10 protein-coding genes are annotated in these 15,088 nt (G+C 59.3%); all 10 read right to left on the bottom strand.

Translation table 11 applies throughout. The features are described 5' to 3' along the window. Positions 1-149: 149 nt before the first annotated feature. The 10 genes from AABB92_RS02835 to nac all read right to left on the bottom strand — a co-directional run bounded on the left by AABB92_RS02835 (position 150) and on the right by nac (position 15,062). Positions 150-1,814 carry an ABC transporter ATP-binding protein gene (locus AABB92_RS02835; protein ID WP_031377058.1) on the bottom strand — a complete coding sequence of 555 codons (1,665 nt, stop codon included), beginning with the start codon at positions 1,812-1,814 and terminating at the stop codon, positions 150-152. Continuing rightward, on the bottom strand, positions 1,811-2,662 hold the full coding sequence (locus AABB92_RS02830; RefSeq protein ID WP_031377057.1) for an ABC transporter permease: 852 nt from the start codon (positions 2,660-2,662) through the stop codon (positions 1,811-1,813). Before AABB92_RS02830 ends, AABB92_RS02835 begins: the two co-directional genes overlap by 4 nt. After that, positions 2,659-3,615: an ABC transporter permease gene (locus tag AABB92_RS02825; protein WP_031377056.1), complete on the bottom strand. Its 957-nt coding sequence runs from the start codon at positions 3,613-3,615 to the stop codon at positions 2,659-2,661. The genes AABB92_RS02830 and AABB92_RS02825 overlap by 4 nt, the downstream gene beginning before the upstream one ends. A 172-nt stretch (positions 3,616-3,787) precedes the next feature. Then, positions 3,788-5,395 (bottom strand): ABC transporter substrate-binding protein, encoded by a 1,608-nt coding sequence (locus AABB92_RS02820; protein WP_031377055.1) that lies wholly within the window; start codon positions 5,393-5,395, stop codon positions 3,788-3,790. A gap of 80 nt (positions 5,396-5,475) precedes the next feature. After that, a complete protein-coding gene (locus AABB92_RS02815; protein WP_031377054.1) occupies positions 5,476-6,753 on the bottom strand; it encodes an NAD(P)/FAD-dependent oxidoreductase in 1,278 nt (425 codons plus the stop codon). 10 nt (positions 6,754-6,763) lie between these two features. Next, on the bottom strand, positions 6,764-7,432 hold the full coding sequence (locus AABB92_RS02810; RefSeq protein ID WP_031377053.1) for a haloacid dehalogenase type II: 669 nt from the start codon (positions 7,430-7,432) through the stop codon (positions 6,764-6,766). A 28-nt stretch (positions 7,433-7,460) separates the two neighbouring features. Then, positions 7,461-8,930, bottom strand: a complete 1,470-nt coding sequence (locus AABB92_RS02805; RefSeq protein ID WP_046288235.1) for an aldehyde dehydrogenase family protein — start codon at positions 8,928-8,930, stop codon at positions 7,461-7,463. Between the two features lie 465 nt (positions 8,931-9,395). Continuing rightward, the gene (locus tag AABB92_RS02800) at positions 9,396-10,853 is read right to left on the bottom strand and encodes an NAD-dependent succinate-semialdehyde dehydrogenase (protein WP_031377052.1); all 1,458 of its coding nucleotides are present in this window, start codon (positions 10,851-10,853) and stop codon (positions 9,396-9,398) included. Positions 10,854-11,011: 158 nt separating this feature from the next. After that, positions 11,012-11,971: an HTH-type transcriptional regulator Cbl gene (gene cbl / locus AABB92_RS02795; RefSeq protein WP_031377051.1), complete on the bottom strand. Its 960-nt coding sequence runs from the start codon at positions 11,969-11,971 to the stop codon at positions 11,012-11,014. A 2,173-nt stretch (positions 11,972-14,144) separates the two neighbouring features. Further along, complete coding sequence (nac, locus tag AABB92_RS02790) at positions 14,145-15,062, bottom strand: nitrogen assimilation transcriptional regulator NAC (protein ID WP_031376306.1); 918 nt, start codon at positions 15,060-15,062, stop codon at positions 14,145-14,147. Positions 15,063-15,088 lie beyond the last annotated feature (26 nt).

Genomic DNA, 15,088 nt, shown 5'->3' with positions numbered 1-15,088 from the left:
GCTACCTCTGTTATTGGTTATCAGGCCGGGCGCGATCCGGTAAACCGGCCGCCGGCCCTGCTCCGCGCCTCTGCCACCGTGGGCAGAGACCTCTGTCAGATGCGCTTCGCTGCGTCTCTACCGCTGTGCGGCGAATGACGTAACGGGGCCTACTCCGCTTTCAGCACCTCTTCATGCTCATCCAGCCAGCCCTGACGCAGTTCCGGTACGGCCCGCTTCAGGCGCTCAAAATAAAGCTCACTGGTCGGCTTATCGTAATCGTTGCGCGCCAGCTGCGTGACGATACGTCCGCTCTTCATCACCACGATTTCATCACACACCGCGCGTACCGCATGCATATCATGGCTGATAAAGATCACTGAGAGACCCAGTTCGCGGCGCAGCTCGCTGATTAAGTCCAGCACCGCTGCGGCCACTACGGTATCCAGTGCCGAGGTCACCTCATCACACAGGATCAAATCCGGCTCAGCTGCCAGTGCGCGCGCCAGATTCACCCGCTGTTTCTGCCCACCGGACAGCGCCCATGGGCGACGCCACAACACGCTGCGCGGCAATTTGACCAGATCCAGCAGCTGCCAGAGCCGCTGTTGCCGGGCCGCACCGCTCAGACCGTGAAACAGGGTCAGCGGCCGCGACAAAATGCGTTCGACGCTGTGCGCCGGATTGAGTGCGGTGTCCGCCATCTGAAACACATACTGAATGCGACGCAGCTCGTTGTCAGGACGTTTTTGCATATCACCGGCAATGTAGTGGCCGTTGAACAGAATATGGCCGTGACTCGGCGCGTTCAGCCCGGCGATGGCGTGTGCCAGCGTGGTTTTACCTGACCCCGATTCGCCAATGATGCCGATTGCCTGCCCCTTCCACAGCTTGAGGTTGATCTCTTCCAGAATGCGTACTTTCGGGTGGCCGTCACTGCCGCGCGGACCGTAACCTGCATTCAGGTCGCGCACCTCCAGCAGTGGCTGAACATCAGCCGCCGCCGGGCACCAGTTGCTGGGCCGCTCTTTCTGTCGTGCCGCATCCATCAGTAACCGGGTGTACTCTGCCTGCGGCGCGCCAATCAGATGGGCGGTGGTGCCGTACTCCGCCATCTGGCCGCGCAGCAGCACCAGAATCCGATCGGCCATCTGCGCCACCACCGCCAGATCGTGGCTGACGTAAATGGCGGTGACACCACGCTGAGCCACCACGCGGCGGAACGCTTTAAGCACCTCCACCTGGGTGGTGACGTCCAGCGCGGTGGTCGGTTCGTCGAGGATCACCACGTCCGGATCGCCAATCAGCGCCATCGCCGTCATCAGGCGTTGCAGTTGCCCACCGGAAACCTGATGCGGAAAGCGGTCGCCAATGGTGTCCGGGTCGGGCAGCGCCAGTTCGCGAAACAGGCCAATCGCCTTGGCCCTGGCCGCTTTACGGGTCATGGTGCCGTGGATCACCACTGGCTCGATGACCTGGTCAAGAATCTTCATGCCGGGGTTAAAGGATGCGGCGGCGCTCTGGGCAATATACGAGACTTTATTACCGCGAAAGGCGCGTAGCTGGCCCGGCGACAGGCTGTTGACGTCAGTGCCCGCCACGTGAATATTGCCTTCGGCGATGCGGCAGCCGCTGCGGGCATAGCCCATCAGCGCCATGGCGATGGTGGTTTTTCCCGAGCCGGATTCGCCAATCAGCGCCAGCACTTCGCCTTTCTGAACGGTAAAGTGAATGTCGGAGACCAGATCGATCTCTTCGCCGCGATCGGTCTGCGCGGTAACACGCAGCTTATCCACCGAAATCACCGGCATTGCAGTATGTGGCGTCACGTTCATGCTCCCTCCTTCGCCAGCGTCATCGGACGCATCGCCTGCAGGCTGTCGATAAACAGGTTGGCCCCGATAGTCAGGCTGGCAATCGCCAGCGCCGGCATCAGTACCGCGGGCGAGCCATCAAACAGTCCCTGGATATTTTCGCGCACCAGCGTGCCCCAGTCGGCATACGGTGGCTGAACACCGAGGCCAAGAAAACTCAGGCCGCTCAACAGCAGCACGATGTAGACGAAGCGCAGGCCAAAATCGGTCAGCATCGGGTGTACCATGTTAGGCAGAATGTCATGAATGGCGATGTACCAGCGGCTTTCACCGCGCAGTCGCGAGGCGCGGACGTAATCCATGCTGCGCAGCGTGCTGGCCATGGCGAAAGCGATGCGGAATGCGCCCGGCCAGTAGGTGAAGACCGCAGTCAGGATCAGCATCGGCAGCGACGAACCGAACACCGCGACAATCATCAGCGACAGCACTTTGCCCGGCAGCACCAGCAGCGCATCGTTGACCCGTCCCAGCAGCTCCTCCAGCCAGCGGCCAGCTACCGCCGCCAGCAGCGCCAGCAGCGTACCAATCAGGCTGGCCAGCAGCGCGGCGCTGAGTGCCAGACCGATGGAGAACTTCGCGCCATACAGAATGCGGCTCAGCATGTCGCGCCCGAGGTAGTCGGTGCCCAGCAGGTTATCCGGCGTCAGGCCGCCCATTAGCGGTCCACCGCCGATATCATCAATGTTGTGCGGTGCCAGCTGAGTACCGAATGCCGCCATCAGCAGCCAGAACAGTGACATCAGCAGTCCCAGTCGTCCCGACCAGGAGAGCGACTGAAAAAAACGCACCGGAAGCAGGAGTGTATTCATGCGCTTCTCCATTTTGGGTTAAATGCGATGGTCAGAACATCAGCCGCCAGCAGCAGCACCAGATAACAGGCAGCAAACAGCATGACGCAGAGCTGCACCACCGGCAGATCGCGGTTGCTGACCGCGTCTACCAGCTGACTGGCGAGGCCGGGATAGCTGAAGATGGTTTCGATAATGATTACGCCGCCAAACAGATAGGAGAGACTGAGTGAAATGGCGTTGGCAATTGGCCCGACCGCATTGGGCAGTGCGTGACGGAGCACCGCCCGCAGTGGCGATACGCCCTTCAGCAGCGCCATCTCCAGATAGGGACTGTCGAGCTGATTGATGATTGCCGCCCGCGTCATACGCGCCATCTGCGCCACCAGCACGCAGCACAAGGTCAGCACCGGCAGTGCGTAGGCCTTGAGGTAGCTCAGCAGATCGCTGTCCGGGCTGCCGAACGACATCGCCGACACCCAGTGCAGCTTGACGGCAAAAATCAGTACCGCCACCGTCGCCACCAGAAACTCCGGCACTGCGACCGTCGCCATGGTGCCGATCACCAGCACCCGATCGAGCCGTGAACCACGGTTCATCGCCGCGATGATGCCGATAATCAACGCCAGCGGCACGCAGATCAGGGTGGTGATGGCCGCCAGTTCAAAAGTGGCCGGAATACGCTGCGCCACCAGCTGCGAGACCGGCAGATGGCTGGCAAACGAGGTGCCGAAGTCACCCTGCAGCATCCCAGCCAGCCAGCTGAAGTAGCGCATCAGCAGCGGCTGATCTAAGCCCAGTTGCTGACGTAACGCTGCGACCGTTTCTGGCGTGGCGTTCTGCCCAAGGATCATTTGCGCCGCATCGCCCGGCAGCAGGCTGGTGATAAAAAACACCACCGCCGAGACGATAAGTAAAGTCAGGATGCCGGCCCCCACGCGCCGGGCAATCAGCAGCATCATGTATCGGTTCATCGGCGTACTCCTTATGACGAGCCTGGCCCACCAGGCGTAATTGTTGCTGGCAGTCCGGACACGGACTGCGCGGAACAACCGGAACGTACACGTAGTACGTGTGGATTGTGAGCACTGCCCAGCTTCAGACTGACAAATAAAATCGCCTGACTGGATAGGCGCTAAGCCAGGATCAGGCGGTCAGCCAGGCAAACTCATGGAAGCGATAACCCATCATCATGCCCGACGGCCAGGCCTCCACACCTTTCACCTTTTTGTTGTAACCGTCGGTCGAGCTGATAAAGGTCGGGATAATGGTGCCGCAATGGTCATAAATCAGCGCCTGCATATCGCCATACATCTGCTTGCGCTTCGCCTGATCGCGCTCGCCACGTGCAGCAATCACCAGCTGATCGAACTGTGCGTTCTTCCAGCCTGATTCGTTATTCGGTGCGCTAGAGAGATAAAACTGTGAGAACAGCATGTCGAGCGTCGGACGCGGGTTTATCGAGCCGTATCCCACCGGATCTTTGGTCCAGTGCGAAGACCAGTAACCGTCATACGGCACGCGTCGCACTTTGAAGTTGATACCCGCCCCTCGCGCCACCTGCTGAATCAGCTGGCCGCCTTCGTTGGCGCCTTCAATATTCGGGGTGGTAATGATCTCCACCGTCGAACCGGTCATGCCGGCTTTTTTGATGTGGAATTTCGCCTTTTCGACGTCGAGTGGCCGCGGTTTGAGATCGGCGTTGTAGAGCGGGTGCCACGGCGGAACCGGCGTGTCATTGCTGACGTCGCCGTAGCCCTGCAGCACGGTTTTGACCAGCATTTCACGCGGTTGCAGGTATTTCATTGCCAGCACGAAATCTTCGTTGCTGCCCGGCTTGACGTCGGTGCGCACAATCAGGTTGGTGTACATGCCCGATTTACTCTCCAGCACGCCGAAGTCAGCGGTGGCCTTGATGCGTTTGCAATCGGCTGCCGACAGGGTGGAGACAATGTGCAGATCGCCCGACATCAGCGCATTGACCCGCGCCGCATTGTCGGTAACACCAATCAGCTCAACCTCATCCAGATGCGGTAAGCCGGGCTTGTAGTAGTTGGGGTTTTTGCTGCCAATCGAGCGCACGCCCGGCATAAAGGCTTTGCAGATGAACGGGCCGGTACCGATGCCCTTGCTGAAATCTTTGGTGCCATCCTGCACGATCAGAAACGGCGGCGTCGCCAGCATGTAAGGCACATCGAAGTTGGCGCTATTCAGCTCCAGCAGCACCTCATGATCGCCAACTGCGCTGATGGTTTTGAACTGATCGGCCAGCTTGAAAGCGTTGGAGGCGACGGCCGGATCTTTATGGCGGCTGAGCGAGTAGACCACATCTTTGGCGGTAAAGGGTTTGCCGTCGTGGAAGGTAACGCCCTGCCGCAGTTTAATATGCCAGCTGATGCCGTCACTGGACTCCAGCGATTCAGCCAGCGCCGGCTGCGCCATCAGGCTTTTATCCAGCTCGGTCAGGCCGCTGTAAAACATGTACTGGCGGGTGTAGTCGCCGCTGTTGTTACTTTTTGCCGGATCAAGGGTGTCCGTGGCGGAGGCGTTCGACATCGCCGCCCGCAGCTTGCCGCCTTTGACCGGCTTATCATCGGCCAGTGCCGCGCCGGAGAAACCGATCAGGCCGCTGCTCATCACTGCGCCGGCTGAAAGAATTTTCATCAGGCTACGGCGTGACAGCGATCCTTCAGTGATCATTCGCGTCAGTGCCGGATTGACCGCGTCAGGCTCTTTATTATCAAATTTGCTCATCTGTACACCCTCAATAAACCATCAAGCGAACGTGAAGTGACTCTTCCGGTGGCCGGAGGTGGCCTGAACCCGGCGGGAATTTATGACAGGCGATCCTTTGCTTTGTAATAGAGCCCGGCGAGGGGCAAAAACCATGGCTTGCCGTGATAACCGGGCAGCGCTGGCCATGACGCGCGCTGCCAGGGATTTTCAGTCTGTTTTTCGGCCAGCAGATCGGCCATCACCCGCCCCATCCACACCGACATCTGGGTGCCGTGGCCGCTGTAACCCAGCGAATAGAACAGGCCATCCTGCTCACCGGCATGCGGCAAACGATCGGCTGTCATATCGACCATGCCGCCCCAGCAGTAGGCCAGTGACGTATTGCTGAGCTGAGGAAACATCTGCGTCATGGCCCGACGCAGGATCTCGCCGCTGCGCGAATCGGAGGTCGGGTTGCTGACCGCAAAACGCGCCCGGCCGCCGAACACCAACCGACGATCGGCGGTGCTGCGAAAATAGTTACCGATGTTGAGTGACGTGACGTAGGTGCGATCGTGAGGCAACACCCGGCGCAGCAAGTCTTCATCCAGCGTCTCGGTCACCACGATAAAGCTGCCGACCGGCACGATGCGGCGCTGAAACCACGGAAAAGGCCCGACGTTGGAGCAGCCTGTTGCCATCAGTACTTTATCGGCCAGAATCACGCCCTGATCGGTATGCACCCGATGCTGATAACCACTGAGTCGCTCCAGCCGGGTCACCGGATGATGCGGGTAAATTTTTGCTCCGCTTCGGGCGGCGGCGTTGGCCAGTCCGACGCCAAACTTGCCCATGTGCATCTGTCCGCCGCGTTTTTGCAGCAGGCCACCGTGAAAATCATCGCTGCCGATCTCCTGCCGGACGGCCGCTTTGTCGAGCAGCTCAATCTCCGGGTCCACCGTGCGACGCATCAGCTCGGCGGCTTCACGCAGCCCGGCGAGGTGGGTCGCTTTGCTGGCCAGCTTGAGCTTGCCGCACAGGCGAAAATCGCAGTCGATCCGTTCGTCCCGCACCAGCTGTTCGACGTAGCTGACCGCGTCATCAAAAGCCCGATAGAAGCGACTGGCCTGTTCCAGCCCCTGACTCGCCACCAGCGCGGCAAAGTTATGCGCCACCCCGGTATTGCAGTGCCCGCCATTACGCGACGAGGCCTGACTCATCACCTCGCCACTCTCCAGCAGCACCACGCTGAGGCCGCTGCGCGCCAGGCTGAGCGCCGCCGAGACGCCGGTAAAACCACCGCCAATCACCACCACATCCGCCTGTGATGGCAGCGGGTCGCTGGCGGCCCCGCTAAAGGCCGGCGCGGTGGCTTGCCAGAACGATTCCAGTTTCATGGCGCTATCCTCAGAGTCCAACGACGCCTGGCAGGCCGCCGATGTCTTTAATTTCGGTGTACTGGTAGTACGGATTGGCCGGTTCGTGACCGCGGTTGACCCACACTTTGTTTTTGATGCCGAGATCGTGCGCGGTCATCAGGTCGTAGCGGAAACTGGAAGAGACATGGAGGATCTCATCCGGGCGACAGTCGAGCTTCTCCAGCATGTACTCGAAGCCTTTCATCTGCGGCTTGTAAGCCCCCGCCTCTTCTGCGGTGATGGTCATATGGATCGGCGCACCGAGACGCGGCACGTGATGCGGGATCAGGTCGTTCATCGAGTTAGTCAGCAGCACCAGCGGAAACGCCTCCGCTACTTTTGCCAGCCCGGCCGGCACGTCGGGATGCGGTCCCCAGCTGGCACAGTCGGTATAAATAAAGTCGCTGTCGGCTTTGTCCCAGCTGACACCCCACTTTTTACAGGTGCGCTGCAGGGCGTTGCTGACCACGTCGTAATAGGGTTTCCAGGCGCCCAGGACCTCATCCAGCCGATAGCTGGAGAAATCGGTAGTGAACGCGTGCATCTGCTGCGGGGCGATGCGGTCGCTGAAGCGACGCTGCGCGGCACCGGCCATGTCGAACAGAATCAGCGTGCCGTAACAGTCGAACGTGATGTATTTCGGTTTAAACAGTGCCATGTAACAACCTCGTCATTGTCAGTTGCGCTTAGAAATCGATGAGTACGCTTTTCTGGCGCTGGCAGGCCTGAAATGCCTGACGCCCTAAATCTTTCCCGATGCCCGATCCCAGGAAGCCACCGGTTGGAATAATGAAATCGCCGGAGCGGCCATAGCGGTTGATCCAGACGGTGCCGGCGTCGATGGCGCGCATCGCCCGCATCGCACGTGGCAGGCTGAGGGTGTGAACCCCCGCGCACAGGCCGTAAGTGTCGTGTGCCGCCAGCGCCAGACCCTGCTCTTCATCGTCGAACGGCTGGATGGTCAGCACCGGACCAAAAATTTCCTGCTGCACTGCCGGATTGTCCTGGCTGACGTGGCTTAGCAAGGTGGGTTGCCAGAACCAGCCGCCGTCGGTATCCGCGAAGCGTTCACCGCCCACCAGCACCTCGGCACCCTGCGCTTTGGCGGCTTCAATCACTGAACAGACCTTGTTGCCCTGACGTTCATCGATCAGCGGCGCATAGCGACTGCCTTCGTGCCAGGTCACGCCCGGAGTCACTTCACGGCACAGCCGCGCCAGCCGTTCAGTCAGTGCATCGGCAATGCCGCGCTGGACGATTAAGCGGGTGCCCGCCACGCAGGCCTGGCCGCCGTTGGCGGTGAAACCCCGCAGAATGCGCTGCGCCAGGATGTCCGGGTCACCGGCATCATCAAACACCAGCTGTGGACTTTTACCGCCAAGTTCCAGCGTGACCGGTTTCATGCCGAACTGCGCCGCATCGCTCATGATGCGCGCGCCGGTCAGGGTGGAGCCGGTGAAGGAGACTTTGCGCACCAGAGGATGTTTCACCAGCGCACTGCCGGTCACCGCACCACTGCCCTGCACGATGTTGAGGATCCCGGCCGGTAAGCCAGCCTGAATCGCCAGCTCGGCCATTCGCACGGTGGAAAACGGGGTCAGTTCAGAAGGTTTGAGCACCACGGCATTACCGGCTGCCAGCGCCGGTCCGCATTTCCATGACGCCATCGACAGCGGGAAATTCCACGGGGTGATGGCCCCAATCACGCCATAGGGTTCGGCCACCAGCATACCGAGACTGCTGTCGCGGGTCGGAAACAGGTCGCCGCTGTATTTGTCGGCGCATTCGGCATAAAAGCGAATCGCTTCGGCGGTGAACGGAATTTCGTGCAGTACCACATCACTGATTGGCCGGGTCGACCCGAGCGCTTCGAGCTGAGCCAGCAGCGGGTCCTGCTCGATCAGATCGGCCCAGCGCCGTAATACCCGACCGCGCTCACGCGGCGGACAGCCGGACCAGCCGCTGGTTTTCAGCGCCTGATGAGCCACGGTCACGGCATGGTCGACATCCTGCGGCGTGGCGTCATGCAGCGTGGCGTATACCTTGCCGTCGGAGGGACGCTTCACCGCAAAGGGCGCGCCCTGGCTCTGAAGATGCTGGCCGCCAATATAATGACCAACCGGAAGGGAAACTTTTTCAGGGTCGAAACTTAACATGGAAGAATCCTTATTTGTTACACCCGTCATTCGCTGGCTTATTAGCGTTTTAAACGTCACTTAGTTATCGCGTTAATAAGCTAATGCAGAAAGTATGCCAGCCGGGCAAAAAATAAAAATGCGTTTAAAACAGCGCAAAAAAATTTTCTGCCGTATTGGCGGAGGAATTTTTGCGGAATTGCCGAACAATTAAACAGATGATTTACTTCACAAAATTTATGCACTCTGCGGGTGCAACGCGCACGGAAATTGCACCATTACGGGTATCGCTGAGTCAGCGTTGCACCCGACGACAGAATTTCGCCTTCAATTTATCGACACAGTTCACATCATTGATAAATTTCCAGCTTTTTCAGAGTGCAGATAAATCAGAGCGCAGATAAATAAGTCAGCCGGTGAGAAAACATTCAGCAAAAAAAACGCCAGCCCGAAATGCAGGCTGACGCGTTTTTATTCACTGCTTATTCAGAGGCTGCCGATATGAAATGTTTTTTGTTCCAGGTACTCATCAATTCCATATCGCGAACCTTCCCGGCCAATGCCGGATAATTTCACCCCGCCAAACGGTGCCACTTCTAATGAAATTGCCCCGGTATTGAAGCCGACCATGCCGAACTCCAGCGCTTCCGCCACCCGCCACGCCCGGCGGATATTTTCAGTGAAGAAGTAGGCTCCCAGCCCATACGGCGTGTCATTAGCCATCGCAATTGCCTGCTCTTCATCATCAAAAATAAACAGCGGCGCGACCGGGCCGAAGGTTTCTTCATGGGCGATACGCATGCTACTGGTCACGTTACCCAGCACCGTCGGTTCAACAAAGGTACCGTTGTTGCGGCTGATCCCGCCGGTCAGCAGCGTGGCACCCTGACTCAGAGCATCGTCGATGTGTCCGTTCACTTTCTCTACTGCCCGGTTGTTGATCAGCGGGCCAATGGTGGTGCCTGGCGTAAAGCCATCACCGACTTTCAGGGTGGCGACCGCCTCCAGCAGTCTGGCGCTAAAGCGTGGATAGATGTCGCGCTGCACCAGAATCCGGTTGGCACAGACGCAGGTCTGGCCGGCATTGCGGAACTTGCTCACCATCACCCCGGCCACCGCTATCTCAATATCGGCATCGTCAAATACGATCAACGGGGCATTGCCGCCCAGCTCAAGGCTCAGGCGTTTGATGCTGTCAGCGCTTTGCTGCATCAGCAGTTGTCCGACCCGGGTAGAGCCGGTAAAGGAGATTTTGCGCACCGTGCGGCTGGCAGTCAGCGCTTCACCGATTTCGGTCGGCAGACCGGTAAGCACCTGCAGCACGCCAGACGGGAAGCCGGCACGCTCCGCCAGTACCGCCAGCGCCAGCGCTGAGAGCGGCGTCAGTTCAGACGGTTTGACTATGATCGGGCAGCCGGCGGCCAGCGCGGGGGCGACTTTGCGGGTGATCATCGCAATCGGGAAATTCCACGGCGTAATGGCGGCTGCCACGCCGACCGGCTGTTTCAGCACCAGAATACGGCGGTCATCGCTGGGGGCCGGAATGGTGTCGCCATAGATGCGGCGCGCCTCTTCAGCGAACCATTTAACAAAGCTGGCACCGTACAGCACCTCACCTTTGGCTTCTGCCAGCGGTTTGCCCTGCTCGGCGGTCATGATAATCGCCAGATCGTCGGCATGATCAATAATCAGCTGGTGCCATTTTTCCAGCAGCGCCGCACGCGTGGCATTGGGCGTCTTTCCCCAGGCAATGCGGACCGATTCGGCATGCGCAATCGCCTGCTCAGTCTCGGTTTTTCCCAGCGCTGGAATAGTGGCGATGGTTTCGCCAGTGGCAGGATCGGTAACCGGCAGTGTGACGCCCTGCTGTGCGCCCTGCCAGCGTCCGGCGAACAACGCCTGCTGGCGCAGTAGATCGCTATCTTTCAGTTGTAGTCGCGACATAACATCCCCTTGTGATCGGCTGATTCCACTTTATCGCGGCGGGTCAGCGCAGGATGTTGTTGTCAGAGAGGAGAAAGTGTCGGAAAGGAATTTTTCGCCGCGAAAAGAAATTTTATGCCGTGCGGCGAAATGCGCACCCCAGCGGATGCGCATCAGCGTTAAATCTGGAAGTCGATTACCGGTTCATCTTCATTACCGTAGGAGAGTGCCTGACGTTTGATCTCTTCCAGTGACAGGTTAGCGTTGCACAATTCAAGGAATTGCCAGACATAGTTACGCTGTAGCTGCCCGCGCTTGAGGCCGAGCCAGACGGTGCTGGCATCGAACAGGTGCGTCGCCTCGACCCGGACCAGGTCATCGTTCTCTTCGGTTTCACATGCCTGATCGGCCAATATCCCGACGCCTAAACCGAGTTTAACGTAGGTTTTCACCACGTCGGAGTCCTGTGCGCTGAGCACAATATCGGGTTTCAGTCCGGCCGACTGGAAAGCCCGATCGACGCGTGACCGTCCGGTGATCCCCTGACGATAGGTGATCAGCGGATAGCGGCTGAGGGTGCTGAGCGATACCGGCTGATTCTGCACCAGCTCATGCTCTTTCGGCACCAGTAAAGCGTGGTGCCAGCTGAACCACGGGAACGCCGCCAGGCTGCTGTTATTGACCAGCATTTCACTGGCAATGCCGATATCCGCCTCACCCGCCAGCAGCATGCTGACAATTTCCTGCGGCGAACCCTGATTCAGTTCCAGCCGGACGTTGGGATAGAGCTGACGGAACGCCTTAATGATTTTCGGCAGGCTGTAGCGCGCCTGAGTGTGGGTGGTAGCGATAGTCAGTATGCCGCTGGTTTCATTGGTAAAAACATCGGCCAGCCGACGCACTTTGCCGGCCTCATCGAGAATGCGCTCGGCGATGGTCAGTAATGCTTTTCCTGGCTCCGTCATGCCCAGCAGGCGTTTGCCACGCCGGATAAAAATTTCGACGCCCAGTTCATCTTCAAGGTCACGAATATGCCTGCTCACACCCGACTGGGACGTAAATAGCGTATTGGCGACTTCCGTTAAATTAAATTCACAGCGTGCCGCCTCGCGGATGATTTTAAGTTGCTGGAAATTCACGGTATTTACCTCCCTTTACGTAATCTGATTTGTTGATGGTAAGAACTATTATTGATAACAGGAAATACTAAAAAAGTTACTTATATGACAATAGGGAATAAAGGGGTGGGATTGAGGGGGGCGTGTTCGCTGCGCGAACGGGGCTGGGAGAAGGTTTCGTTTGCCGGCTGGCAGCGGGTATGCACTGAGCGGGTTTCGCCCGCCTGGCCCTGGGTTCGCTGCGCGAACGGGCTATGAGCAGGTTTCGTTCGCCGGCTGGCTGCGGCAGTTTCAGTTTCGCCGCTGCCGGCGACCGACAAGGGGCGCCAGTCGCCGCGCCCCCTTGACCCCGGGCTCCGGCCTGCTTCACCGCCGCTTCGCGGTCCCTTCGCCTCTTCCGGATTTCTCACGGACCGTCGGGACGCGCCATCCCTGGCACGACCCCGACTCTTCGCGACATCCCTGTCGCTCGTCCGGAAATCCCTCATCTGCTCAGCGCTTCAGATGGCCTCCCTAACCCCTCGCTGTGATTTCTTTTTTTCTTTGTTTGGTGCTTCGTCGCTGTAAGGAGTGAGCACCACAACTGTCAGCGCTTCTTTTAAGTTCAGAGGCGTTAACCGTCAGGAAAAAGAAAGTATCCATACAGCCACCAGATGTAATCCCTGCCACCAGCCAAAACCAGTCCATCTACAAGAAAGAGGATTACAGACGAGGATTTTACCAGAGGCGTCCGCAGCGCTGAGGAACAACCGGAGGCCAGGAGAGCCGACAGGAAGTCGGCGAAAGGACGGATCGTGCCAGGGATGGCGCGTCCGGCCGGTCCGTCGGCCGCAGGGAGTGACGAAGGAACCGCGCGCAGCGTGGCGCGCAGGCCGCCGGACGCCGGGACTGTTAAGGGGCGGGCGGCCGCCCCTTTACGCGACCGCCTGCTCAGGCAATCTGAAACTCCCCATCGCCTGGCGGGCGTAACCTGCTCAATGTCAGCCCATAGACATGTGAAACCCTGCTTTATGCCAGACCAGCCAGACGTCACTCTGCACAGCGCGCCCCCTGCTACAAAGCGCACCGCCGCCAGGCGTAATCCACCAGCCACCAGACGATACTAAGCCCTGTAACAAGAAAGAGAGATTACAGACGAGGGTTTCACCAGAGGCGTCCGCAGCGCTGAGGAACAACCGGAGGCCAGGAGAGCCGACAGGAGGTCGGCGAAAGGACGGATCGTGCCACGGATGGCGCGTCCGGCCGGTCCGTCGGCCGCAGGGAATGACGAAGGCACCGCGCGCAGCGTGGCGCGCAGGCCGCCGGACGCCGGGACTGTTAAGGGGCGGGCGTCCGCCCCTTGACGCGTCCGCCTGCTCAGGCAACCTGAAACTCCCCATCGCCTGGCGGGCGTAACCTCACTCAATGTCAGACCGCAGCAGGTCTAACTAACCCACCAGCCACCTGCCAAAACCAGTCCATATACAAGTCAGAGAGATTACAGACGGGGATTTACCAGAGGCGTCCGCAGCGCTGAGGAACAACCGGAGGCCAGGAGAGCCGACAGGAGGTCGGCGAAAGGACGGATCGTGCCAGGGATGGCGCGTCCGGCCGGTCCGTCGGCCGCAGGGAGTGACGAAGGCACCGCGCGCAGCGTGGCGCGCAGGCCGCCGGACGCCGGGATTGTTAAGGGGCGGGCGTCCGCCCCTTGACGCGACCGCCTGCTCAGGCAACCTGAAACTCCCCGTCGCCTGGCGGGCGAAACCCGCTCAATGTCAGACCGCAGCAGGTCTAACTAACCCACCAGCCACCTGCCAAAACCAGTCCATATACAAGACAGAGAGATTACAGACGGGGATTTTAGCAGAGGCGTCCGCAGCGCTGAGGAACAACCGGAGGCCAGGAGAGCCGACAGGAAGTCGGCGAAAGGACGGATCGTGCCAGGGATGGCGCGTCCGGCCGGTCCGTCGGCCGCAGGGAGTGACGAAGGGACCGCGCGCAGCGTGGCGCGCAGGCCGCCGGACGCCGGGATTGTTAAGGGGCGGGCGTCCGCCCCTTGACGCGTCCGCCTGCTCAGGCAACCTGAAACTCCCCATCGCCTGGCGGGCGTAACCCGCTCAGTGTCAGACCGCAGCAAACGCAACATTACTCAGTGTCAGCCCGCAGCAAGCGAAACCCGCTCAATATCAGACCGCAGCAAGCGTAACCTGCCCCATTAACTCACCAACATCAACTCACGCTCTTCGCTCATCGGCTTATTCAGCAGCGACAGCAGAATATTTTTTACTGCCTGCGCCGACGGCGACAACGGTAAACGGGCGGAGATATTCAGCGACAGCGGCAGGCTCAGTGACGGACTGTTGATCCGCGCCATCCAGGCATTGGTTGAGCCAACCAGCGAACGTGCGGCGGATTCCGGTAACACCGTGACGCCCATACCGCTGGAGATTGCCGCCGTCAACGTAGAGATCGATTCGATTTCGCCGATGATACGTGCACTCAGGCGACGCAGTGAAAACGCCTCATCGACACGTTTGCGCACTGCACTGTAGTCGCGCGGCAGGAACAGGCTCATCTGTGCCACATCAGCCAGATCGACACTGGCACCCGGACAGTCGGTGGCACCGACCAGATACAGCTCCTCTTTCATCAGCGGCATGCTGTTAATTCCGGCGGTCGGCGCACGATCGTACAACACCGCCATATCCAGCTGACCGTTCATCACTTTCTCATTCAGCGAGCTGCCGCTGTTTTCATGCAGATAAACCAGCACTTCCGGGAACTGATCGCGTACCGTCTGCAACAGCGGCATGGTCAGCGATGACGCCGCCGTACCCGGAGCCAGCCCAATCGAAACCTGACCGCTTAACACCTGGCCAGCATTGATCACCGCGGTTTGTGCCTGCTCACACTGGCGCAGGATGGTCCGTGCATGCGAGTAAAGAATCTTACCGGCTTCGGTCGGTGTGACGCCGCGCTTGGTGCGAATCAACAGTTGTTGATCCAGTTCGTTCTCCAGCGTCGCAACCTGCTGACTCAGCGCAGGCTGGGCGATGTGCAGCACTTCTGCCGCCTGAGTCAGACTGCCGATATCGACGATTTTAACAAAGTACTTCAGTCGTCTTAAATTCATCTTGCCTCCGTCACTAACCCCGAATA

Source organism: Pantoea brenneri (genome assembly GCF_038594305.1).
Lineage (GTDB): Bacteria > Pseudomonadota > Gammaproteobacteria > Enterobacterales > Enterobacteriaceae > Pantoea > Pantoea brenneri.
This window is presented reverse-complemented; position numbering and strand designations above follow the sequence as displayed.